Here is an 18635-nt window from a genome sequence, read left to right on the forward strand (position 1 = left end):
GGATTAAAACAAATAAAAAAGGCTACCTGAACAAGTCAAGTAGCCTTTGATAACTAACTAACAAACTATTTTTAATTTTTAATTATTTTCAATGTAAAATTTGAACCATTTTCATCTTTTGCAGTAACAAAATAGATCCCTTTTACTAGTTCAGTAATATCAATAGCAGTATTTGATTCTATTGTCTTTGTAAGTTGTTTTACAATTCTGCCATTCAAATCATAAATGAAAAGATTTGAAACTACACCATTTATTTTAAATGAATCTATTACTGGATTTGGATATAAAGTGATTTTATTAGAACTAGCTATAAAATCATTTGCTGACAAACTTACTTGTTTTAAATAAGTCGTTGTATTTGTAGGATCCCATTCATACCAAACTTCTTTAGAAACATTAACAACATCTGCTGTTTTTGTTACCCCCAATGTACCAGTAGAATTTCCGTCTCTAAACAACAAATTAATTGTAGAAACACCAGAAAAAGTATATTTAAACCATCCAGGATTTGCTCCATCTACTGTCATTGCAACTGGAGCACTCCAATTTGCATCGATAATACTTCCTGCTGGAGTAGCTCCCCAAAAGTGAACTTTTGGCGATGGCCAATTTGGTGTAGAAGTTGGTGGTTTAAAATAAACTGAGAAAGTAGAAGTAGCAACAAAAGTATACGTTTGTGAAGCTACCCCAGAGAACAATCCGTCAACATCTTTTGCGATAGCTTTAATAGTAGTGTTTGTTGACACACTAATTGGCGTAGAATAAACTGAAGAATTTACAGTTGGAGTTGTTCCATCTGTTGTATAATAAATAACAGAACCTGCTTTATCATCAGTAGCCGCAATTGTAACTGATTGAGTTTTTCCTGCTACAAACGAACCTCCTACCGGAGAAATGGCTACTGTTGGAGCTACATTTATCGCAACTTTTGACCAAACTTTATATCCAGTTCCAGAAGCATTCTCAATCCAACCTGTACCAGTTGGTAATGTTGTTGTATTTCCTAGTCTAACTGCTACTTTACCATCAATTATTGCTAAATATTCTGATGTTGTTGCTGTTTGAATACTTACAGTACTTAAAGCATTTATTGCATTTGCTTTTCTAACCGCCATTAAAGCATTTATATCGTTTTCATGAGAAACGTACGTTCTTGTTACACCGTCTTTGCTATAAGTTCCTCCATAATAATGCGAAAAAAACACACATGGAATACCTGGATGCGTCATAATATAAGCATATCCTTTCATTACATTGGCATCAGCAATCCATTCTGTTTTGACGAAAGTATCATGATTATCAATAAATGTTACTGCTAGGTCTCCGTATCCCGTTTGACTAGATAAACCAGGAGTTCCAGCAAGTTTAGAATAATTACCCAATAGTGCACTACTCAAGTTATAATACAAAGGAAAATCAAAAGCTGTTGATTTTTTACTGGTTCCATCAACCCAATTTTTCACATTAGTTACATTTCCATCCCAATACTCACCTACAGAACCATGTGGTGCAGAATCAGTAGTGTAAGTTCCAACATAACTTGCTGAAAATCCTTTTACCATATCCCATCTCCAACTATCAAAACCTAAAGTTTTTAGTCTAGTTAAATATTCTTTTACTCCATTTTGAACTTGAATATCACGGTGATCTAAATCTCTTGCTCCATTAAAATCATCTCCTGTATCAGCAGTTCCGCAAGGTCGAACTCCAGTAATCACACCTGAATTGGCTTCATCGGTGCTTGTTATTGATTTACAATCCCATGTTGGATTTGTAAAGTCTGTCCAATTTGTTGTTCCCCCTCTATGATTCACAACAACATCTGCCATTGCATGAATTTTAGGGCTACTTGAATTTAAATTGGTTAATAAAGTTGTTAATTGACTTTCTGTACCATATACCGTTTGTGAAAAATTAAACAATTCTGTTGGAATATACCCCACTCCTCCTGAAGATTTACTTGGAGGCGGCATCCATAAAACTGTAATACCTGCTGCAGCATAACTACTTGCTCTAGCATTTAGAAAATTATACAGTCCACCTTCAGCGGTTACTGATGCTTGATTATGAACATCCCAACTGAATGCTTGCATCATAATATCATCTTTGAAAGTTTGAGCATTTGCTCCAAGACCTGAAAACATAATCAAGCACATCAAAAGTGCCTTTCTAATAAGTAATCTTTTATTCATAATTTGGGGTTGTTAATTATCGATGTAATAATTTAAGAAATTAGTAAATACAATTAAAATAAGTTAAAATTTAATCAAAAATCAATTTAAACAAACTTTAATTAATCATTCTTAAATTTAGTCCTCTAAATTATACATTTTAAAACAATAAAATCATCCACAAACAATTCACTTGGTTACGACAACGTAATAGTATGAATAACTTTTCCTGTTTTAACATTTATCCAGAAAGAAAAACCATAAAAAATTACAAGAAAAAAATTATAGAATTCAAAATTGAATCATAAAAAAAGCGATCCATTTGATCGCTTTAAACTGAAACAACAAGTCATTCTAACTTTTTTATATTAAAAAATTAATCGTCATTTTCTTCATTTTTATTCTTTAATTCCTTGTTAATATAACTCCTAACTTTACCTTCATCATATTCTCCCCCTTCTTCACTACCGTTTTTATGGCATTTTACACAATTAGTAAAATTAGTTATTCCTTCTTCTAAATGTTCCTCACGAATAGAAGTAACAGAATGCTCATGACATCCAAAACAATTGTATTCCTTTAAATTATTGGTTGTATGGCATACTTTACAATCTGTATTGTGATTTTCATCAAGTTGAAATGACAAGTTATGGTTAAAAGTCGATGGTTTCCATTTATTAAATCCATGGCAAGAAGTACAATTATCAGTAATCTTACTATGAAAATCATCATTTGGAATCTTATGACAGGAAATACATTTGTCTTTTGATGTTTTTTCAATCAATTCATGATTAAACCCAATTTTTGATTTCCAACCAATAGTTGAATGACAACCTACACAAGAATTGGAAACACGATTATGAAGTTCATTTTTGGGTTGAGAATGACAACTTACACATTTATTACTATAAATTTCAGGCAACAACGAATGTTCAAATTTAATAGAAGATCTTCTCATTTTTAAACCTTTATGATCTGAATGACAAGATATACAAGATTGATTTTCAATATTTTTATGGAACAAAATTTTATCATTATCCTTAATGAACTTACCACTTTTATCTTTTTTCAAACCAATTTCCGAAGGTTTATGGCAAGAAATACACTTTTCATTTGGTGTACCCGAAAACACTTTATGACAAGCAAAACAATTATTTTCTAAATCTGAGTGAGCTTGATATAAATTGCCAGGCGACAACAATTCATGAGGAAACTTAATTGTAAATATGATAACAATCAATGTGATAATTATAAAAATAATTTTATTTTTCATCAGTTAAAAAGAATTACAGAAACGATGTGTATCAAGGATAACAACCCCAAGAAATAAGTAATCGGCAAATGTATTTTTCTCCATTTTTTGATGCTTTCTACTGCTGTTGCATCCCAAAAAATGGCTTTAGAAATTTCATCTTCTGACATTCCTGAATTTTCAAATGAGGATTTCCTAACCTTCATTGTTTTATTGGCTTGAGCCAAAAGATATTTACCAACTAATCCACTAGAGACATTAATCAACAACATTAATATTGCCAACCATGGCAAAATAGAATGAATATGAATACCTGCATGAACCAAAATCATTACTGATCCTGAAATAGCCAGATATTCATGCAAATCCAACAAAGCTTTTGGTGAACTAAATTGTATCATTTTTCTTTTTTTTAATGAATACAAGAAAGAAACCAAAATTGTAAAAGTACCTAAATACCCCAAATGTCTACCTATAAAAACAATATCAAAATAGTGAAGAATAATATCAATTAGTATTGCACTAAAAATCATTGCTGAAAACCAAGTTATAAAAGGCACTATATCTTTTAAAATGACACTATTTTTCATAATTTATTTTATAAACAAAAAACCCAAAATCGAAATATTTACTACTAATATCTAATTTTGAGTCTTTTACAATATTTTATATTTTAAATTAATCGTTATCTTCTTTACCTTCTTCGGTAGCTGTACTTTTTTCAGTCCCTACGCTATTCAATGTAGAAGCATTTGCTCTTATTTCGGTATGACGAATTTCTCCCCCTGAAGTCCCAACTTTTTGCGCCAAAAACAATCCAGCAGTTGCAATACCTAGTATTAAAAAGGAAAGAAGTTTTGCTTTTGCATTATTTTTAAAGTTCAAATACAAACCAACGAGGGATAACCCTGCCAAAACATATAACAAAATGGCTAGTTTTTCGGCTAATTCTTCGTGTTCGTGAATAATTTGCTTACCAATATTTGGCATATCTTCAACCAATTCCTCTGCTCCTTCACCTGTTCCCATGCTAAATGCTCCAAAAATAGCAGCAACTATAAACAATACATAAGAAGTATTTAGTAAGGTTTTATTTTTTAAAAGTAAACCAATAATTAAAATACCAAATCCGAAAATGGTTCCAATTATAGGAAAATGGTTCACTACCATGTGTAAATGTGCGTCGTTCATAATATTAAAATTTTAAAGTTTATTTTTAATTAAAAGTACAATTGTTATTTGCATTTCGTGTTACATTATTCACACCTAATCTACCCAGCTAGAGAGACTCCAATTAAGGTTCCAATTCCATAGGTGATTGCTGCAGCAGCCAGTCCAAATGCCACCTGTCTAAAGCCTGAAAACATAATGCTTTTACCCGTTAATAATGTAATGGCTGCTCCTATTCCAAAAAGACCGATAACACTACTACCAATACTCAAAAAAATGGCGTTTTTCCCATCCAAAATCATAAATGGATAAAGAGGAATAATAGCGCCAATAGCAAATAATATAAAAGATGCAATCGCCGCTTCCCAAGCAGAACCGCCCAATTCTTCTTTATCAATACCTAATTCCTCAGTTATAATTGCGTCTATAGCTGTTTGAGGATTTTCGAATGCTTTATCGGCTAGTTTTTGTGCTTCCAAAACGTTCATTCCTTTGGCTTGATACAGTAATACTAGTTCTTTTTTTTCTTCTTCGGGAGAAGCTTCGAGTTCTTCGGTTTCCAGTTCTATCTGACGTTGGTTCAATTCTCTTGAACTTTGCACAGACAACCATTCTCCCAAAGCCATTGAAATGGCACCAGCGAGTAACCCTGCAATTCCGGTTAACAAAATCGTATCATTTGAAACTGCTGCACCAGCTACACCCATCACCAAACTCATATTGGAAACCAATCCATCATTGGAACCCAAAACCGCTGCTCTCAAGGCATTTCCGCCAACGGATTTATGCCTACTTTCAAATTTGGACAACAAACCTCCTGAAACATTCAAAGCCGAATTATTGTTTACCGCTTCAATAATATTAAGGTGATTGTGTTCAAAACCAGTTGGTTTTTCCCCTTTCTCTATTTTATTTTTTAAAGTATTGATTGCAAATTGCTTTTCAATATTTGATAAGCTGCTTATAATTGAACTATATCCAAACAGTTTACCCAATTTTAATTGAAATTTTGCTTTGGAAGACGGCAATGGCATTTTGTATGTTGACTCTAGTGTCAAAACTTTATCCAACATATGTTTAGCATGCCCTTTTTCGATGGAAGCCAAACTTTGTAATACTTTGGTTAAATTTTCATCTTCCTGAATGGCAGCAATACTTTCATACAAGAAAGCTGTATCGACTTCAACTTGTAATTGCTCTTTGAGTTTCTTTAAATCCATATTTTTTCAATTAAAACAGGACAATCTGCTTGTTTCCCTGTTGAAGTAAAGGTACTTAAACAATAATTGCTTTTAAAAAAGAAACGATTAAAATTCGCTTAATTCTCTTATATGTATTAAATAATTTTGTAGTAAAAAAAATTAAAATATAAAATAGACGTGAGTGCCTCTATTTAAATCGCTTTCAATTTTAAACTCAATGTCAAGCAATTTTGTAATACGTTCTACAATAGAAAGTCCCAAGCCAGATCCTTTAATTTCCGGATGAAATGTAGGATTTGATCTATAAAATGGATTTAGAATTTTGCCTAGATCCTCTGAAGCTATTCCTATTCCATTATCAGATATAGAACAAATGGTTTTGGAACCATTTTTAGTAAGATTAATAGAAATTTTGCCATTTTGATTGGAATATTTTATGGCATTAGAAATCACATTACTTATAATGGTACTAACTAAATAATTATCGGATTTAATAAAATAATCTTTTGTAAAATCATGGAAAACCTCAATTTTTTTATCATTAATTTTACTAGAATATAGTGTAAGTACATCTAGAATTATGGCATTCAAATATATTTTTTCTATTCTCAAGGTTTGTTTATGATTTTCGAATCGAGCCAACAAAAGCAATTGATCTACTAGATTATTCAACCGGTTTACTTCTGAAATACTGAAGTTAATTTTATCTTCATATTCGGATTGACTCCTTGTTTTTCGCACTAAAACTTCGAGTGTACCTTTTAAAACAGTCAATGGAGTCCTCAACTCATGAGAAGCATCTGAAGTAAATTGTTTTTCTCTTTCGACAGCATTTTCTATACGATCTAATAAATTATTAATTGTTTTCGAAAGTACATATAATTCATCTTTATTTTGAGGCAATATAATTCTACCTTTAAGATTATCAGTTGTTATTCTTCGAGAAGTTTCTGTTATTAGCGTTACTGGTTTTATACTTCTTCCTGCTATTAATCTTGCTATAAAAAACAACAGCAGTAAGATTAAAGGAAAAGCAATAAAAAGTGTATTTCTAAGATTGGACAATATTAATATTGCTTCATCCAAGGACATTGCAACAAAAAGGTAACCTACTTTTTTATCTTTATCAAAAAGAGGGATTTGAATTTGACGTATTGGTTGTTTGTTCAAATAGGAATCTACAAATAGATTGTCCTTATCATCTTTATGCAATTGAAGTTGCATTTTTTTTAGATTAGGAGACTTATCTATTAATTTATTGTTATTATCTAAAAATTGCACAAAAACAGGATTAACATTCACCCTATTGTTGTCACTTTCTCTCCATTCGTCAACCTGAATCAGATAAGCATTATTGCTATCAATTTCAATCTGTTTCAAATACTCGCCAGATTCTTCTAAAATATCATCATTAATATGTTTATTGATACTATATAAAGTAATTGCATAAATAGTAAAAAAAACTACCGATATCAATAGTCCAGTACTTAGAATATAATTAAAAGCAATTCTGTTTTTGTATGAAAATGAAAACATTAATTTAATTTATATCGTTTGCAATATACCCAACACCGCGAATAGTTTTTATTAGATCTTCATCTTTGTTCAAATTGAGTTTTTTTCGAATAGCGTTCATAAAAACGTCTATTACTCCTGTATCATATTCAAAATGAATATCCCAAACATCGGTTATAATTTCATTTCTTGTACAAACTTTACCTTTGTTTTTTATCAAATAATGAAGTAACTCATATTCTCTTTGTGTTAGCGAAACTTCTTTATCATTAGCTATTACTTGATGTTTGGACGGAATTATTTTAATATTACCTAGCGAAAGTACATTATTATGATTATCATTTCTAAAATGAATTTTAATTCGCTCCACCAATTCGTCAAAGCTAAACGGTTTTTTGATATAATCATTGGCTCCAGCCTTTAAACCTTCAATAGTTTCCTGAATAGTATCTTTGGCTGTTAAAAATAAAATGGGGGTTTTCGAATCTTCTTTTCTAATTTCTTTACAAACATCGATTCCAAGCATTTGTGGCAAAATCCAATCTAGTAAAATAATATCTATTTTTTGGCTTTTTGCTGTTTCGAGTCCAGATTTACCATCATGTGCTACCAAAACTTCATAGCCTTCTTCTTCTAAACCCTGCTTTAGAAAATTAGCAATCCCTATTTCGTCTTCAACAATTAGAATCTTCATATTAAGATAATATTTTTTTTCAATAGAATATGTAATTACTACAAATTCTGCTAAGGCTTGAATCACAAATTTTCATTGTCATTTGAGATCAACATTCGGACATGCCCCATTCTTGTTTTATTGAAATACAAATTTAAAACCAATTGTACCAATATTTGCACTCAAACCATCACTCCTTACATAATGATTGAATCTAAAATCAATATTTTTCATTCCAAAAGAAAATATATGGGCTTTTGTAAAAAGATCAGTGTAAGATACTCCAAAACCGTATTGATTAGCCGAAAAAGTAGACAAATCATAGTCGGAAGTATAATATTGCTCTGTTGACAAATGGGTTTGATAAGGAGCAAAATACTTGGCTTGTGTTTGTGTATAATAACGATACATTGGATAGGCCGTGAATTTATCCGTCAGCTTTACAGGAACTTCGATATTAAAAGTATGTGCTTTTAAATCCCAATTATCTGTATAATAACGGTAGTAGGTTCGTACAATAAAATGTTCATTAATATAATAATTAAAACGGGCACCAATAGGCAATTTAAAACGATTGTCAGGAAGTCGTTCAATATCATCCGCTAGTTCATAAACTCCTGTATTCTTTGAACTTGTATAGTCATTTATATATTGAGGCTGACCAACATAATAATGGGCTTTATCTGCAAAATACGTTCTATGGTAAGGAGTAGACAGTAAACCTTGTTGTTGCAATACATCAAAAAATATAGAGAATTGGAAATTTTTAGTCAAAACTTGAGAAAAAGCAAACGAAGCAGAATAAGAGTTTCTATTTACAGCAGTTATTGGTGCAAATTTAGATGGCAAATAACCATTTGAAACCGCGCCGTTTTGGTCATAAATAGTAAATCCATAAAGTGGATACTCTAGTTCTTTTGGATAAATTGGTCTCCACTGGTCAAGATAAACATTGGCTTTCATGCTAACTTCTGTGTTTTTTTCATTAAACAGCTTGGTAACACCACCACCAAAACCCACTGAAGTATAATCATATTCATTGGAAAAAGAAACATCTGCGTTCCAAATGAAGTTCCTGTTGTCGCTATTGTGCGCATAATTAAGAGTCGCTGAAACCAATTGGTCACTTTCAGATGCACCAGATGACGCTTGCCATGGTGTTGGATTTCCTGAAGCAGAATCGTATGGGTTTATATTACTTGATGAAGCTGATGAATAGGCAGATAATCCAAGATCTACCGTTAAAACATCATCATCATTTAATGGCATTGCAACCGTTATATTAGTCGCAAAATCATTCAGTTTTTCAGAACCAATTCCACCTGAAACGGCAGAATGTGTTCCGTCCTGGTCATAATAACTGGCCATAAAATCAACTTCGGTACTTTCTAAAACTCTCTTTTTAAATACAACTGTAGAATCTTTTTCTTGACCATAAGAAATCATACTTACTAAGAAGAAAAAAAGAAATAATGTTTTTATAATTTTCATTTTGGGAAATTTATTTGGTGAAAAAACTTCATGAGCTACTAAGATTCTGAGACTCTATGTAATACCTATGACTTTCTATACTTGAGGATATTAATTCGTTATTTTTAGAATAATTATTTTGTTGTTTTTAAAGCTAAATACCAAAATATTAAAGTCTTAGGATCTCAGCATCGTAGCCACTTTAAAAAAAATTAATTACAACCACAACCACCACCTGATTTTCCACCATTGGCTCCAGCCGCTGCTTCTCTATATACTTGAAAAGTAGTTTCGTACCTTTCAGTCGTTTTGGCTCCTAATTTCATTTCAGGGTCATTAATATTTACTTTTTGATATTCTTTCACAGAATTACAAGACTGTAAAACAATTACGACTGCTATTAATATTACTTTTTTCATCTTGTTATTATTTGCTGTATTTCTTTATATCTATCCCTTTTGATGTGAATGTTTTTCCTTTATCATCAACAATAATGCACTCAATTCCTTTAAGTTGATTGACTAAATCCAATCCAACTTCAACCCCTAAAACAAAAATCCCTGTTGCCAAAGCATCTGCAATCTCAGTTTGTTTGGCAAAAACAGAAACACTTACCACTCCCATTGCTGGATATCCCGTTCTAGGATCAATAATGTGTGAATATCTTTTTCCATCAAAAATCACAAACTTCTCATAGCTACCTGATGTTTCTACGGCGCTATTTTCTAAAGGGAAAGTGGCGAAAATTTTGTTTTTATTCATTGGATTTACGATACCAACAGTCCAGGGATTTCCATCAGGTTGTTTACCCCAAGCAAAAATATCCCCAGAAACGTTAACCAATCCCGAATTACACCCTTTTGATAACAATAATACATGAATTTTATCCGCAATATAGCCTTGACCTATTCCGCCAAGACCCAATTTCATTCCTTGCTGTTTCAAGAAAATGGAATGTTCTTTTTTGTCTAAAATAATATTCTTATAACCAATTTTCTCAACTGATTTTTTTATTGCTTCTGGTGTTGGCATTTCTTTCATGGAACCATCAAACTTCCAAATCCTATCCATCGAAGCATACGAAATATCAAATGCACCAGATGTTATTTCCGAAATTTTAATTGCTCTTTCAACCAATTCAAACACTTCAAGAGGTACCTTTATAGGTTTAATTCCAGCATTTTGATTGACTTGTGATATCGGAGTTGTTGGAATCCAATCGGAGATTTCATTTTCAATTCTTCTTACTTCTCCAACCGCCATATTAATATAAATATTGGCTTCGACAGTATCTTTGGCTACCACTGTCATTTCAAAAGGGCTGCCCAACATCGATAGCTTGCGCTTATGAATTATCTGTGCAAAAGATGAGCATGCAACAAATAAAAAACAGATAGATACTATTTTTTTCATTATTTTTCGAAAGAATGAATGAGTTTAATATAGTCTGGTGCTGATACGTTTTTGAAACCAGTAATACCAATAACTTTTCCTTTTTTATCCAAAAGTAAAACTAGTGGAAAGCTGCCATTTTTATTGTATTTTTCAGCCAACTTATTATTACTTTCTGTCAATTCTGGTGAAAGTTGATTGGCTTTTTTCTTTGGAAAATCGGCTTTGTAAATCACCCAACTTTTATCGGCTTCAGCTTGGAATTCTGGTGATTGCCAAACCACTTTATCCAATTTTATACATGGTCCACACCAATCTGAACCTGAAAAAACCAATAATATGTTTTTATTTTCATTTTCAGCTTTTGCCTTTGCATCTTCAAAATTGGTGTTCCAATTTTGAGAATATCCAAAAGATGTCATAAGTAATAAAAAGAAGTAGATTAAGTATTTCATATAACTAAATTTAATGTTTTGGGACTTAATTTTTTATGCATTTCATAGTTAAGAACTAACCTAACATATATTCAATTTCAATTAGAATCATGTAAATATTCATTTTTTTGAATCAAGATTAATTACAATAGCAAATGATAACTAAACCTTACAATACTAAGAAAAAACTCTCGGTACAGCTTCAGACACTTTTACTGTAACAAACAACTCTTGAAATAATTATTTTATACATTTTTCATTAAATATACAATAAATATTGAACAAATTTAACTCAAAAAAAACGTTTAAATGTATCCTATAAAAGGTCTTAAGTCAAATTTAAGAATCAAAACATTCTGGCATAAACAATATTCTAGACTCAATTTTTGTATTTTTGCCAAAAAACAATACTTTATGAATCTTTTAAAAAAGTTTTCCCCTTTTTATAATCTTGCTCTTTTTTACATCCTTGTAAGTTTAGTTTTAAGAATCGTTTTAGTCTTTCACCCGATAACTCAAACATCTTTTACTTTTATTGATAGCTTGAAAATCTTCACAATAGGATTTGTTTCAGATCTTTTTGTATTTGTATTAGCAACTGGTTTCTTGTGGTTGTACTTAATTTTTATATCCAATTCAAAATATTACAAACCCTATGGTTACATCATTTTTGGATTATTAGTAGCGTTGTTCCTTTATATTGCTTCAGGGAAAACAATTCTAAACGAATATGGTGGTGCTTTACCAAAAATTGGTTTGATTTTTGTTGGCATCAAGACTTTACTTTTTGGTCTTTTACTTTTTTTACCTAAATACCGTAGCCAAATCAGATTTTGGTTGTTCACTTTTGTAATGTTTCTTTATGTTGTTTTTATTCTTCAAAACGGAATTAGCGAATATTTCTTTTGGAATGAATTTGGTGTTAAATACAATTTCATAGCCGTAAATTACTTGGTTTACACCAATGAAGTAATTGGAAATATTATGGAATCATATCCTGTAATTCCTTTGTTTTCGGCTCTGTTTCTACTAGCTGGAACTGTAACTTATTTTATTGTTAAAAGAACTCGAAATTATATTGATTTTATTCCTAATTTTTCTGATAAATTAAAACTATCCGGAATCTATTTATCCTTATTTGGCATTTCATTATTGGCAATTCCTTATTTAGCAAAAAAAGAAAATTCCCAAAATGTTTTTGCCAATGAACTACAATCCAATGGAATTTATCGATTCTACTTGGCTTTTGTCAATAGTGAATTGGATTATTTTAAATTTTATAAAACGCTGCCCGAGAATGAAGCTTTTGCTTTATTAGGAAAACAGATAAATTCCATTTCTGGAGTATCAACTTTAAGACCAATTAAAAGTGATTCCGTTGAAACCAAAAAAAATGTGGTTTTAATCACTATTGAAAGTTATAGTGCTGATTTCATGAAAATGTATGGCAACGAACAAAACATCACTCCATTTCTTGACAATCTTGCTCAAAAGAGCTTATTGTTTACCAATTTATATGCCGTAGGAAATAGAACAGTTCGAGGTCTTGAAGCTGTAACGTTGTGTTTTCCTCCTACAGCCGGAGAAAGTGTGGTAAAACGAAAAGACAATAAAGACAAATTTTCGACAGGGGCTGTTTTTAAACAAAAAGGATACAATGTAAAATTTCTCTATGGTGGAGATGCCTTTTTCGACAATATGGAAGACTTCTTTGTTGGAAATGGTTATGACATTGTCGATAAAAAATCATTTACTCCTGACGAAATTACCTTTGCCAATATTTGGGGAGTTTGTGACGAAGATATGGCTAACAAAGCCATAAAAGTAATGAATACCGAAGCCAAAACAGGAAAACCTTTTTTTAATCACTGGATGACTGTGAGTAATCATCGCCCTTTTACCTATCCAAATAATAAAATTAATATTCCTGGCGATGCCAAATCTCGAGATGGCGGTGTAAAATATACCGATTATGCCTTGAAAAAATTCTTTGAAATGGCAAGCAAACAACCTTGGTACAAAAATACTGTATTTGTTATTCTTGCAGACCATTGTGCTTCAAGTGCGGGTAAAACTGAACTTCCTGTTGATAAATATAAAATTCCAGCTATGATTTATAGCCCAGGTTTTATTCAACCTCAAAATTATACGAATCTAATGTCACAAATAGACATTATGCCGACGCTTTTTGGCTTATTACATTTTAATTATCAAAGTAAGTTTTTTGGACAAGATGTTTTAAAACCCGATTATAAACCAAGAGCATTAGTAGCTACTTATCAGGATTTAGGATTAATAAAAGACAATGTTTTAACCGTTCTTTCTCCAAAACAAACGGTAAAACAGTTCCAATTGACCTTAAAACCAGATCAAAAATTGTCCCCTGAATTCCAAATCTACTATGATCAAGTTCCTTTAATAAAAGAAAGAACTGACCTTGTTAACGAAACCATATCCTATTATCAAACCGCTTCGGATATATTGAAGAAAAAGAAATACCAAAAATTGAAGTAGAATTCCAAAATAAAAATTCCAATTTTAGGAATACAAAAAAGCCTGTAAACATTAAATTTACAGGCTTTTTTATAAAAAAATCAATATTATTATTGAAACAATTTCTACAACAAATCGATAGATAACTAAGGAGGTCCGTTTACATTAATTAATCTGTGATAATTTGTGAAATCTGTGTCTAAATTATGCTCAACTTAATTAAAATCATTTTCACTTTCTAAACCAAAAAGTTTTCCCGTTCTCCAAAGTTTTAAATCATTTTTCAAATTCTTCTTATTTCGATTGGTCAACTCTTTTGAATCCATATCATCCAAATTTGGTTTCCCAGCATTTACCCATGCTGTATACCAAAAATTGGCAGTTGCAACAATGGCTTTTCGCATTTGGCTTTCCACCATTCCATTCAAATCAGTGTGAAATTGAGTCACATATTCTTTGGAATGAACCATATCATTAAACTTGTTTTTTGCAATATTACCTTTCTCATCTTTATCATACATCGTTTCTGGTGTAAAACGTTCACGAAGTTTTCTATCAATAAGCAAAGTTGGCTCAACAAGACTATGACTGTCTTTTAACATATCCCAAGTCGCTTTTTCAATATTTTCAATATACTTAGCTTCACCGGTATAAAAATTATAGTTTTTACCAAACATTTCCGGAAGACGGGATTCCCATAATGAATGAATCCCCTTTTGATTGGTTAATTGTCCATCATGATTGGCAGAAGTATGAAAAGGCATGTTCGCATCACCAATATAATGAGCTAAATCAGCGGCCAAGAATAATATTTCAGTTTTTCTTTTATCTTTGAATGCTTTAGTCAACTTTGTCATAGTTTCTTGGATATACCAAGGCAAAATACCATTACTTGACAAAAACTTTTCATCATACTTTTTCTTGGCAACGTCAAATGAAAGCGGAATTGAATCTACTGCCCCAAAATTCTCCAAATCCATAAAATGACGCGGATTTTCGGATTTATCACGTAAAGTATATTTACGCAAATCAGGAACCGTGGATTCTTGAGTTATAAAATCAACATGATTGTAAAAGAATGTTTGCAAAGGTTTTGGCAAAGCCATTACAGCCGAATTATTAATATGCTCGTGACCAAAAATCCCCCAAGACAATGTAACAAAAGCAATACTTATTACCGAAAAAGTAATGAATGTAGGTTTAAATCTAAAATTTTTCATTATATTTATTTATTTGAAGTACAAAAGTATTTTTTTTAAAGATAATTTAATCAATTTGAGTTTAAATTTATGTTAATCCAAAGAAAATAAATTAAAATGTTCAGACATCAAGGCAAAAACAGAACTTCAAAACACAATTTACGACTCGCTATAGTACTATCGTTTGTTGCAGGTATCGTCAATGTAACAGGCGTTTTGGCCGTTCACACATTAACAACAAATGTCACAGGACATTTTGCGTATTTTGCCGAAGAAGTAACCAAAAAAAATTACCAATCCGCCATTGTATTTTTAATCTATACACTATTCTTTTTGGCAGGTGCTTTTACATCCAATTTTTTGGCCGAATTAGTTTCCGAAAAAAAACAAGACCTTTCCCATTTGCCAGCCATAGCAATCGAATTTTTAATTTTAATTTCGCTGGGAACATTAAGCATGCTTCCTACATACAATACCATAGATGGAAAATGGATTGCCTTTGGTCTTCTTTTTGCCATGGGAATACAAAATGCATTAGTGACCAAAATTTCACAATCAACCGTAAGAACAACGCACTTAACAGGCCTTTTCACCGATTTAGGTATCGAATTATCGCAGCTATTTTTTTACAAAAAACCCGAAGAAATCAAAGCCTTAAAAACCAGTATTTATTTAAGACTATCCATTATTTCATTCTTTTTCTTGGGTTGTTTCATCGGAGGATTTGTTTACGGATATTTAGCCCTAGAAACATTGTTTGTTGCCGCAACTTTTCTATTGATAGCACTTTACTACGACTACATCCGGTTGCATTTGATTGCCATAAAGCGCAAGAAAAAAGCATTTTAAAAACAATTAATCCGTTTATTTTGGGCGTGCCCCTTCGTGAAAAACTTCGGGTCGTGCTGTTCGTTCCCGCTTTTTATTGATCCCAAAAAAAAGGATCAATAAAAGAGCTCCACTGCCATCACTCACGCAAAACCATTTAACCAAGACCTTTACGATTGAAAAATCTGCATCAAAAATATAAAATTGCTAATAAAGCAACAACTGCAATAAATACCCAAAGCAAAACTCCCTGCAATAATGGCAACAATCCCACTGATTTCAATACGGAACCACTCAACCCTGCTCCTATCAAAAACAATGTAACAGTAAGTCCTAATTTAGCAATGGAAACTATATATGGTGCAATACTGGCAACTGGAGAAAAATATGTGTTACAAATCATCGCCAAAATAAACAACCCTATAAAATAAGGAATCTTCAGTTTGCTTGTTTTGTTTTTAAAAACGACTGCCGTAATCAATGCAACGGGAATAATCCACAAAGCTCTTGCTAATTTTACCGTTGTTGCAACTTGTAAAGCTTCTGCTCCATATTTATTGGCTGCCCCAACAACAGAACTTGTATCATGAATGGCAATGGCACACCACAATCCAAAATCATTCTGTGACATATCCAACCAATGTCCCACTGCAGGAAAAACAAACAAAGCAATCGAATTTAGTATAAAAATCACTCCCAATGCTACCGATGTTTGCTTTTCATCCGATTGGATTACTGGAGCAATCGCAGCAATAGCGCTACCTCCACATATCGCTGTACCACATGAAATAAGATGTGACGTTTTCTTTTGAATAGCAAACCATTTACCCAGTAAAGTTCCCAAAGCAATGGTCATAACGATAGAACCAACAGTAAAAAGAAAACCTTCTTTGCCTGCTGCTACCGCACTATGTACATTCATTCCAAACCCTAGTCCTACTACAGAAACCTGCAACAATATATTTGTAGCCTTATGATTTAAATGCAAAAAAGGATGACCTGAAAGATTGGCAACAACCAAACCCAACAACAAAGCTATAGGCGGTGAAATAATAGGAAACAAACAAAGAAGCAATAACAAAACAAAAATACCTCGTTGTAACTTGGTATTGATTTTATATAATATTGGGGCATTACCGTTTTTAATTTTCATTTTTTTATTTTTAACACTACAAAGGTCGATATAAAACACAATCAAGACCAATCGTTAAAAATAATCCACTATAACTTTAAATTATAATAGCTTGAAATATTTTTTACAAACAACTCCGAAAGGGAATCTGTTTTTCCTTGTAAAGTAATAATATAAAAAAAACGTTCAATAGTTAAATTATCGACATCAATAACTTGCAACTCTCTGTTTTTTAACTCTTTATCAACGGAATGAATAGATAAAAAAGCAACACAACTAGAATTCATCAAATAGGACTTTATACTCTCCGTACTACCCAACTGCATCTCGACCTGTAATTGATCAATTGTAATATGGAACGGTTTTAAAGCATATTCTATAACTTCAAGTGTTCCAGACCCTTGTTCTCGCACGACAAATCGCAATGATTTTAGATCAGTCGGAATAATTTCTTTTTTTTGCACTAGTGGGTTATTGGCACTACAAACCAAAACCAACTCATCTTTAATAAATTGAGTGTACTTTATGGATTGATTTTTGGATTGTCCTTCTACAATTCCAATTTCAATTTCTTTGTTCAACAAAGCATTTTCAATTTGCTCCGTATTTCCGTTAAGTAAACTAACTTTTACAGACTCTAACTTCTGATGAAAGCGAGCCAATACTGGCGGAATAATATATTGAGAAATTGTAGTACTGGCTCCCAAACGCAACACTCCTTTGCGTTCATTGATAAACGTGCTCATATCAAAATCAATTTCTCTATAAATTTCAAAAATGTTTTTGGTATGCTTCAGCAACATTTCGCCAGCATTTGTAAGTGCTATTTTAGAACCGTTTCTTTCAAAAAGTTTAATCTTGTATTCTTCTTCCAATTCCTGAATATGCTTGGAAATTGCAGGTTGTGTAATAAACAATTCAGCTGCCGCTTTGGTAAAGCTCAATCGGGTTGCAACAGTGAAGAATACTTTTAGTCTAAAATCCATAATTGTATTTCTTTTAGCAAACAGTTTTTATTAACTTTCTAAATTCTCGATTTCGTTTTTTAAATTTTCTAAATGACGATTTATAATTGCCCAAACAATGGAATTATCAATACTGCCATAAGCGTGAACTAAACGATTGCGAAAACCAATAATTTGTTTGTCATTTTCAATTACAATTTCAGCTTCAGTCTGCCTTAATTTATTCAAAGCCTCCCCAATAATTACCAATTGTCTTTCGACGGCACTTTGAGTTTTTCTGTCTTTATCATAAATATTAAAATCTATAATGTCAAAAGTAAATTCGCGAATTAAGTGTATCGCCATTAAGACATCAGAAAGATACTTTTTGCTCTTTTCCGTCATAAAGTAAAATTTTTGTGGTGTCTATATTTTTTCTGAGGATTGGATTTTTTATAGAGGAATTAGTCAATAAATCAACTTTTCTTTGAAAAAACACTTCGAGCTTATCCCAAATATCCATCAAATTTTCTCCACGCTCTATTGGATCTTCGTTATCAATTTCGATTAGCAAATCGATATCACTAGATTCATCATTGAAATTTTCAGTCACAGCAGATCCAAAAGCATAAATATTCTTAACATTATGGCTTTTGCATAATGCCAAAAATTCTGTTAATTTCATTTGTATTGACTCTTTCATTTTCATATATGCAAAAAATATTTTGTTAGTGGTCCTATATGGGATCGCTTTTTATTT

General features: G+C 31.7%; 18 protein-coding genes. 2 read left to right on the top strand and 16 right to left on the bottom strand.

All coding sequences use genetic code 11. The annotated features are described in order from the left end of the window. Positions 1-71 precede the first annotated feature (71 nt). The 11 genes from OZP06_RS17065 to OZP06_RS17115 form a co-directional block, all read right to left on the bottom strand. Positions 72-2192, bottom strand: coding sequence for a chitobiase/beta-hexosaminidase C-terminal domain-containing protein (locus tag OZP06_RS17065; RefSeq protein ID WP_269222923.1), 2121 nt, complete (start codon positions 2190-2192; stop codon positions 72-74). A 355-nt stretch (positions 2193-2547) separates the two neighbouring features. Next, positions 2548-3444: a cytochrome c3 family protein gene (locus tag OZP06_RS17070; RefSeq protein WP_269222924.1), complete on the bottom strand. Its 897-nt coding sequence runs from the start codon at positions 3442-3444 to the stop codon at positions 2548-2550. Next, positions 3444-4013 (bottom strand): hypothetical protein, encoded by a 570-nt coding sequence (locus tag OZP06_RS17075; RefSeq protein WP_281324013.1) that lies wholly within the window; start codon positions 4011-4013, stop codon positions 3444-3446. The genes OZP06_RS17070 and OZP06_RS17075 overlap by 1 nt, the downstream gene beginning before the upstream one ends. Positions 4014-4101: 88 nt before the next feature. Beyond that, positions 4102-4614 carry a hypothetical protein gene (locus OZP06_RS17080; RefSeq protein WP_269222927.1) on the bottom strand — a complete coding sequence of 171 codons (513 nt, stop codon included), beginning with the start codon at positions 4612-4614 and terminating at the stop codon, positions 4102-4104. 80 nt (positions 4615-4694) lie between these two features. Next, a complete protein-coding gene (locus OZP06_RS17085) occupies positions 4695-5813 on the bottom strand; it encodes a VIT1/CCC1 transporter family protein (RefSeq protein WP_281324014.1) in 1119 nt (372 codons plus the stop codon). Between the two features lie 141 nt (positions 5814-5954). Beyond that, entirely contained in the window at positions 5955-7331 is a 1377-nt protein-coding gene (locus tag OZP06_RS17090; RefSeq protein ID WP_281324015.1) for a HAMP domain-containing sensor histidine kinase, read from the bottom strand. A 4-nt stretch (positions 7332-7335) separates the two neighbouring features. After that, positions 7336-8004 (bottom strand): response regulator transcription factor, encoded by a 669-nt coding sequence (locus tag OZP06_RS17095; protein WP_269222932.1) that lies wholly within the window; start codon positions 8002-8004, stop codon positions 7336-7338. A gap of 117 nt (positions 8005-8121) precedes the next feature. Further along, on the bottom strand, positions 8122-9474 hold the full coding sequence (locus OZP06_RS17100) for a DUF3570 domain-containing protein (RefSeq protein WP_281239601.1): 1353 nt from the start codon (positions 9472-9474) through the stop codon (positions 8122-8124). A gap of 191 nt (positions 9475-9665) precedes the next feature. Continuing rightward, complete coding sequence (locus OZP06_RS17105; RefSeq protein ID WP_269222934.1) at positions 9666-9872, bottom strand: DUF4266 domain-containing protein; 207 nt, start codon at positions 9870-9872, stop codon at positions 9666-9668. Between the two features lie 7 nt (positions 9873-9879). Next, positions 9880-10866 carry an FAD:protein FMN transferase gene (locus OZP06_RS17110; RefSeq protein ID WP_269222935.1) on the bottom strand — a complete coding sequence of 329 codons (987 nt, stop codon included), beginning with the start codon at positions 10864-10866 and terminating at the stop codon, positions 9880-9882. Further along, on the bottom strand, positions 10866-11300 hold the full coding sequence (locus OZP06_RS17115; protein ID WP_269222936.1) for a thioredoxin family protein: 435 nt from the start codon (positions 11298-11300) through the stop codon (positions 10866-10868). Before OZP06_RS17115 ends, OZP06_RS17110 begins: the two co-directional genes overlap by 1 nt. A gap of 393 nt (positions 11301-11693) precedes the next feature. Between OZP06_RS17115 and OZP06_RS17120 the strand changes: the two genes are divergently transcribed. Next, the gene (locus OZP06_RS17120) at positions 11694-13793 is read left to right on the top strand and encodes an alkaline phosphatase family protein (protein ID WP_281324016.1); all 2100 of its coding nucleotides are present in this window, start codon (positions 11694-11696) and stop codon (positions 13791-13793) included. Positions 13794-13987: 194 nt separating this feature from the next. On the opposite strand, the gene OZP06_RS17125 is transcribed toward OZP06_RS17120, so the two are convergent. After that, entirely contained in the window at positions 13988-14992 is a 1005-nt protein-coding gene (locus OZP06_RS17125) for a zinc dependent phospholipase C family protein (protein ID WP_269222937.1), read from the bottom strand. Between the two features lie 96 nt (positions 14993-15088). On the opposite strand from OZP06_RS17125, the gene OZP06_RS17130 reads away from it, so the two are divergent. Then, on the top strand, positions 15089-15820 hold the full coding sequence (locus OZP06_RS17130; RefSeq protein WP_281239596.1) for a YoaK family protein: 732 nt from the start codon (positions 15089-15091) through the stop codon (positions 15818-15820). A 169-nt stretch (positions 15821-15989) separates the two neighbouring features. Here the strand turns inward: OZP06_RS17130 and OZP06_RS17135 are convergent, their stop codons facing one another. From OZP06_RS17135 to OZP06_RS17150, 4 genes are all read right to left on the bottom strand, one after another. Next, the gene (locus OZP06_RS17135; RefSeq protein ID WP_269222938.1) at positions 15990-16952 is read right to left on the bottom strand and encodes a putative sulfate exporter family transporter; all 963 of its coding nucleotides are present in this window, start codon (positions 16950-16952) and stop codon (positions 15990-15992) included. 68 nt (positions 16953-17020) lie between these two features. After that, entirely contained in the window at positions 17021-17917 is an 897-nt protein-coding gene (locus OZP06_RS17140; RefSeq protein WP_281324017.1) for a LysR family transcriptional regulator, read from the bottom strand. A 30-nt stretch (positions 17918-17947) separates the two neighbouring features. Next, complete coding sequence (locus OZP06_RS17145) at positions 17948-18280, bottom strand: HepT-like ribonuclease domain-containing protein (RefSeq protein WP_269222939.1); 333 nt, start codon at positions 18278-18280, stop codon at positions 17948-17950. Further along, positions 18249-18560, bottom strand: a complete 312-nt coding sequence (locus OZP06_RS17150; protein ID WP_269222940.1) for a nucleotidyltransferase domain-containing protein — start codon at positions 18558-18560, stop codon at positions 18249-18251. Before OZP06_RS17150 ends, OZP06_RS17145 begins: the two co-directional genes overlap by 32 nt. Positions 18561-18635 lie beyond the last annotated feature (75 nt).

It is taken from the genome of Flavobacterium sp. IMCC34518 (assembly GCF_027111095.2).
Taxonomy (GTDB): domain Bacteria; phylum Bacteroidota; class Bacteroidia; order Flavobacteriales; family Flavobacteriaceae; genus Flavobacterium; species Flavobacterium praedii.

Coding starts and splice junctions, on each gene's coding strand:
- OZP06_RS17120 (WP_281324016.1), top strand. CDS start 11,694: ATGAATCTTTTAAAAAAGTTTTCCCCTTTTTATAATCTTGCTCTTTTT.
- OZP06_RS17135 (WP_269222938.1), bottom strand. CDS start 16,952: ATGAAAATTAAAAACGGTAATGCCCCAATATTATATAAAATCAATACC.
- OZP06_RS17095 (WP_269222932.1), bottom strand. CDS start 8,004: ATGAAGATTCTAATTGTTGAAGACGAAATAGGGATTGCTAATTTTCTA.
- OZP06_RS17145 (WP_269222939.1), bottom strand. CDS start 18,280: ATGACGGAAAAGAGCAAAAAGTATCTTTCTGATGTCTTAATGGCGATA.
- OZP06_RS17130 (WP_281239596.1), top strand. CDS start 15,089: ATGTTCAGACATCAAGGCAAAAACAGAACTTCAAAACACAATTTACGA.
- OZP06_RS17075 (WP_281324013.1), bottom strand. CDS start 4,013: ATGAAAAATAGTGTCATTTTAAAAGATATAGTGCCTTTTATAACTTGG.
- OZP06_RS17065 (WP_269222923.1), bottom strand. CDS start 2,192: ATGAATAAAAGATTACTTATTAGAAAGGCACTTTTGATGTGCTTGATT.
- OZP06_RS17100 (WP_281239601.1), bottom strand. CDS start 9,474: ATGAAAATTATAAAAACATTATTTCTTTTTTTCTTCTTAGTAAGTATG.
- OZP06_RS17085 (WP_281324014.1), bottom strand. CDS start 5,813: ATGGATTTAAAGAAACTCAAAGAGCAATTACAAGTTGAAGTCGATACA.
- OZP06_RS17105 (WP_269222934.1), bottom strand. CDS start 9,872: ATGAAAAAAGTAATATTAATAGCAGTCGTAATTGTTTTACAGTCTTGT.
- OZP06_RS17110 (WP_269222935.1), bottom strand. CDS start 10,866: ATGAAAAAAATAGTATCTATCTGTTTTTTATTTGTTGCATGCTCATCT.
- OZP06_RS17115 (WP_269222936.1), bottom strand. CDS start 11,300: ATGAAATACTTAATCTACTTCTTTTTATTACTTATGACATCTTTTGGA.
- OZP06_RS17125 (WP_269222937.1), bottom strand. CDS start 14,992: ATGAAAAATTTTAGATTTAAACCTACATTCATTACTTTTTCGGTAATA.
- OZP06_RS17150 (WP_269222940.1), bottom strand. CDS start 18,560: ATGAAATTAACAGAATTTTTGGCATTATGCAAAAGCCATAATGTTAAG.
- OZP06_RS17090 (WP_281324015.1), bottom strand. CDS start 7,331: ATGTTTTCATTTTCATACAAAAACAGAATTGCTTTTAATTATATTCTA.
- OZP06_RS17140 (WP_281324017.1), bottom strand. CDS start 17,917: ATGGATTTTAGACTAAAAGTATTCTTCACTGTTGCAACCCGATTGAGC.
- OZP06_RS17080 (WP_269222927.1), bottom strand. CDS start 4,614: ATGAACGACGCACATTTACACATGGTAGTGAACCATTTTCCTATAATT.
- OZP06_RS17070 (WP_269222924.1), bottom strand. CDS start 3,444: ATGAAAAATAAAATTATTTTTATAATTATCACATTGATTGTTATCATA.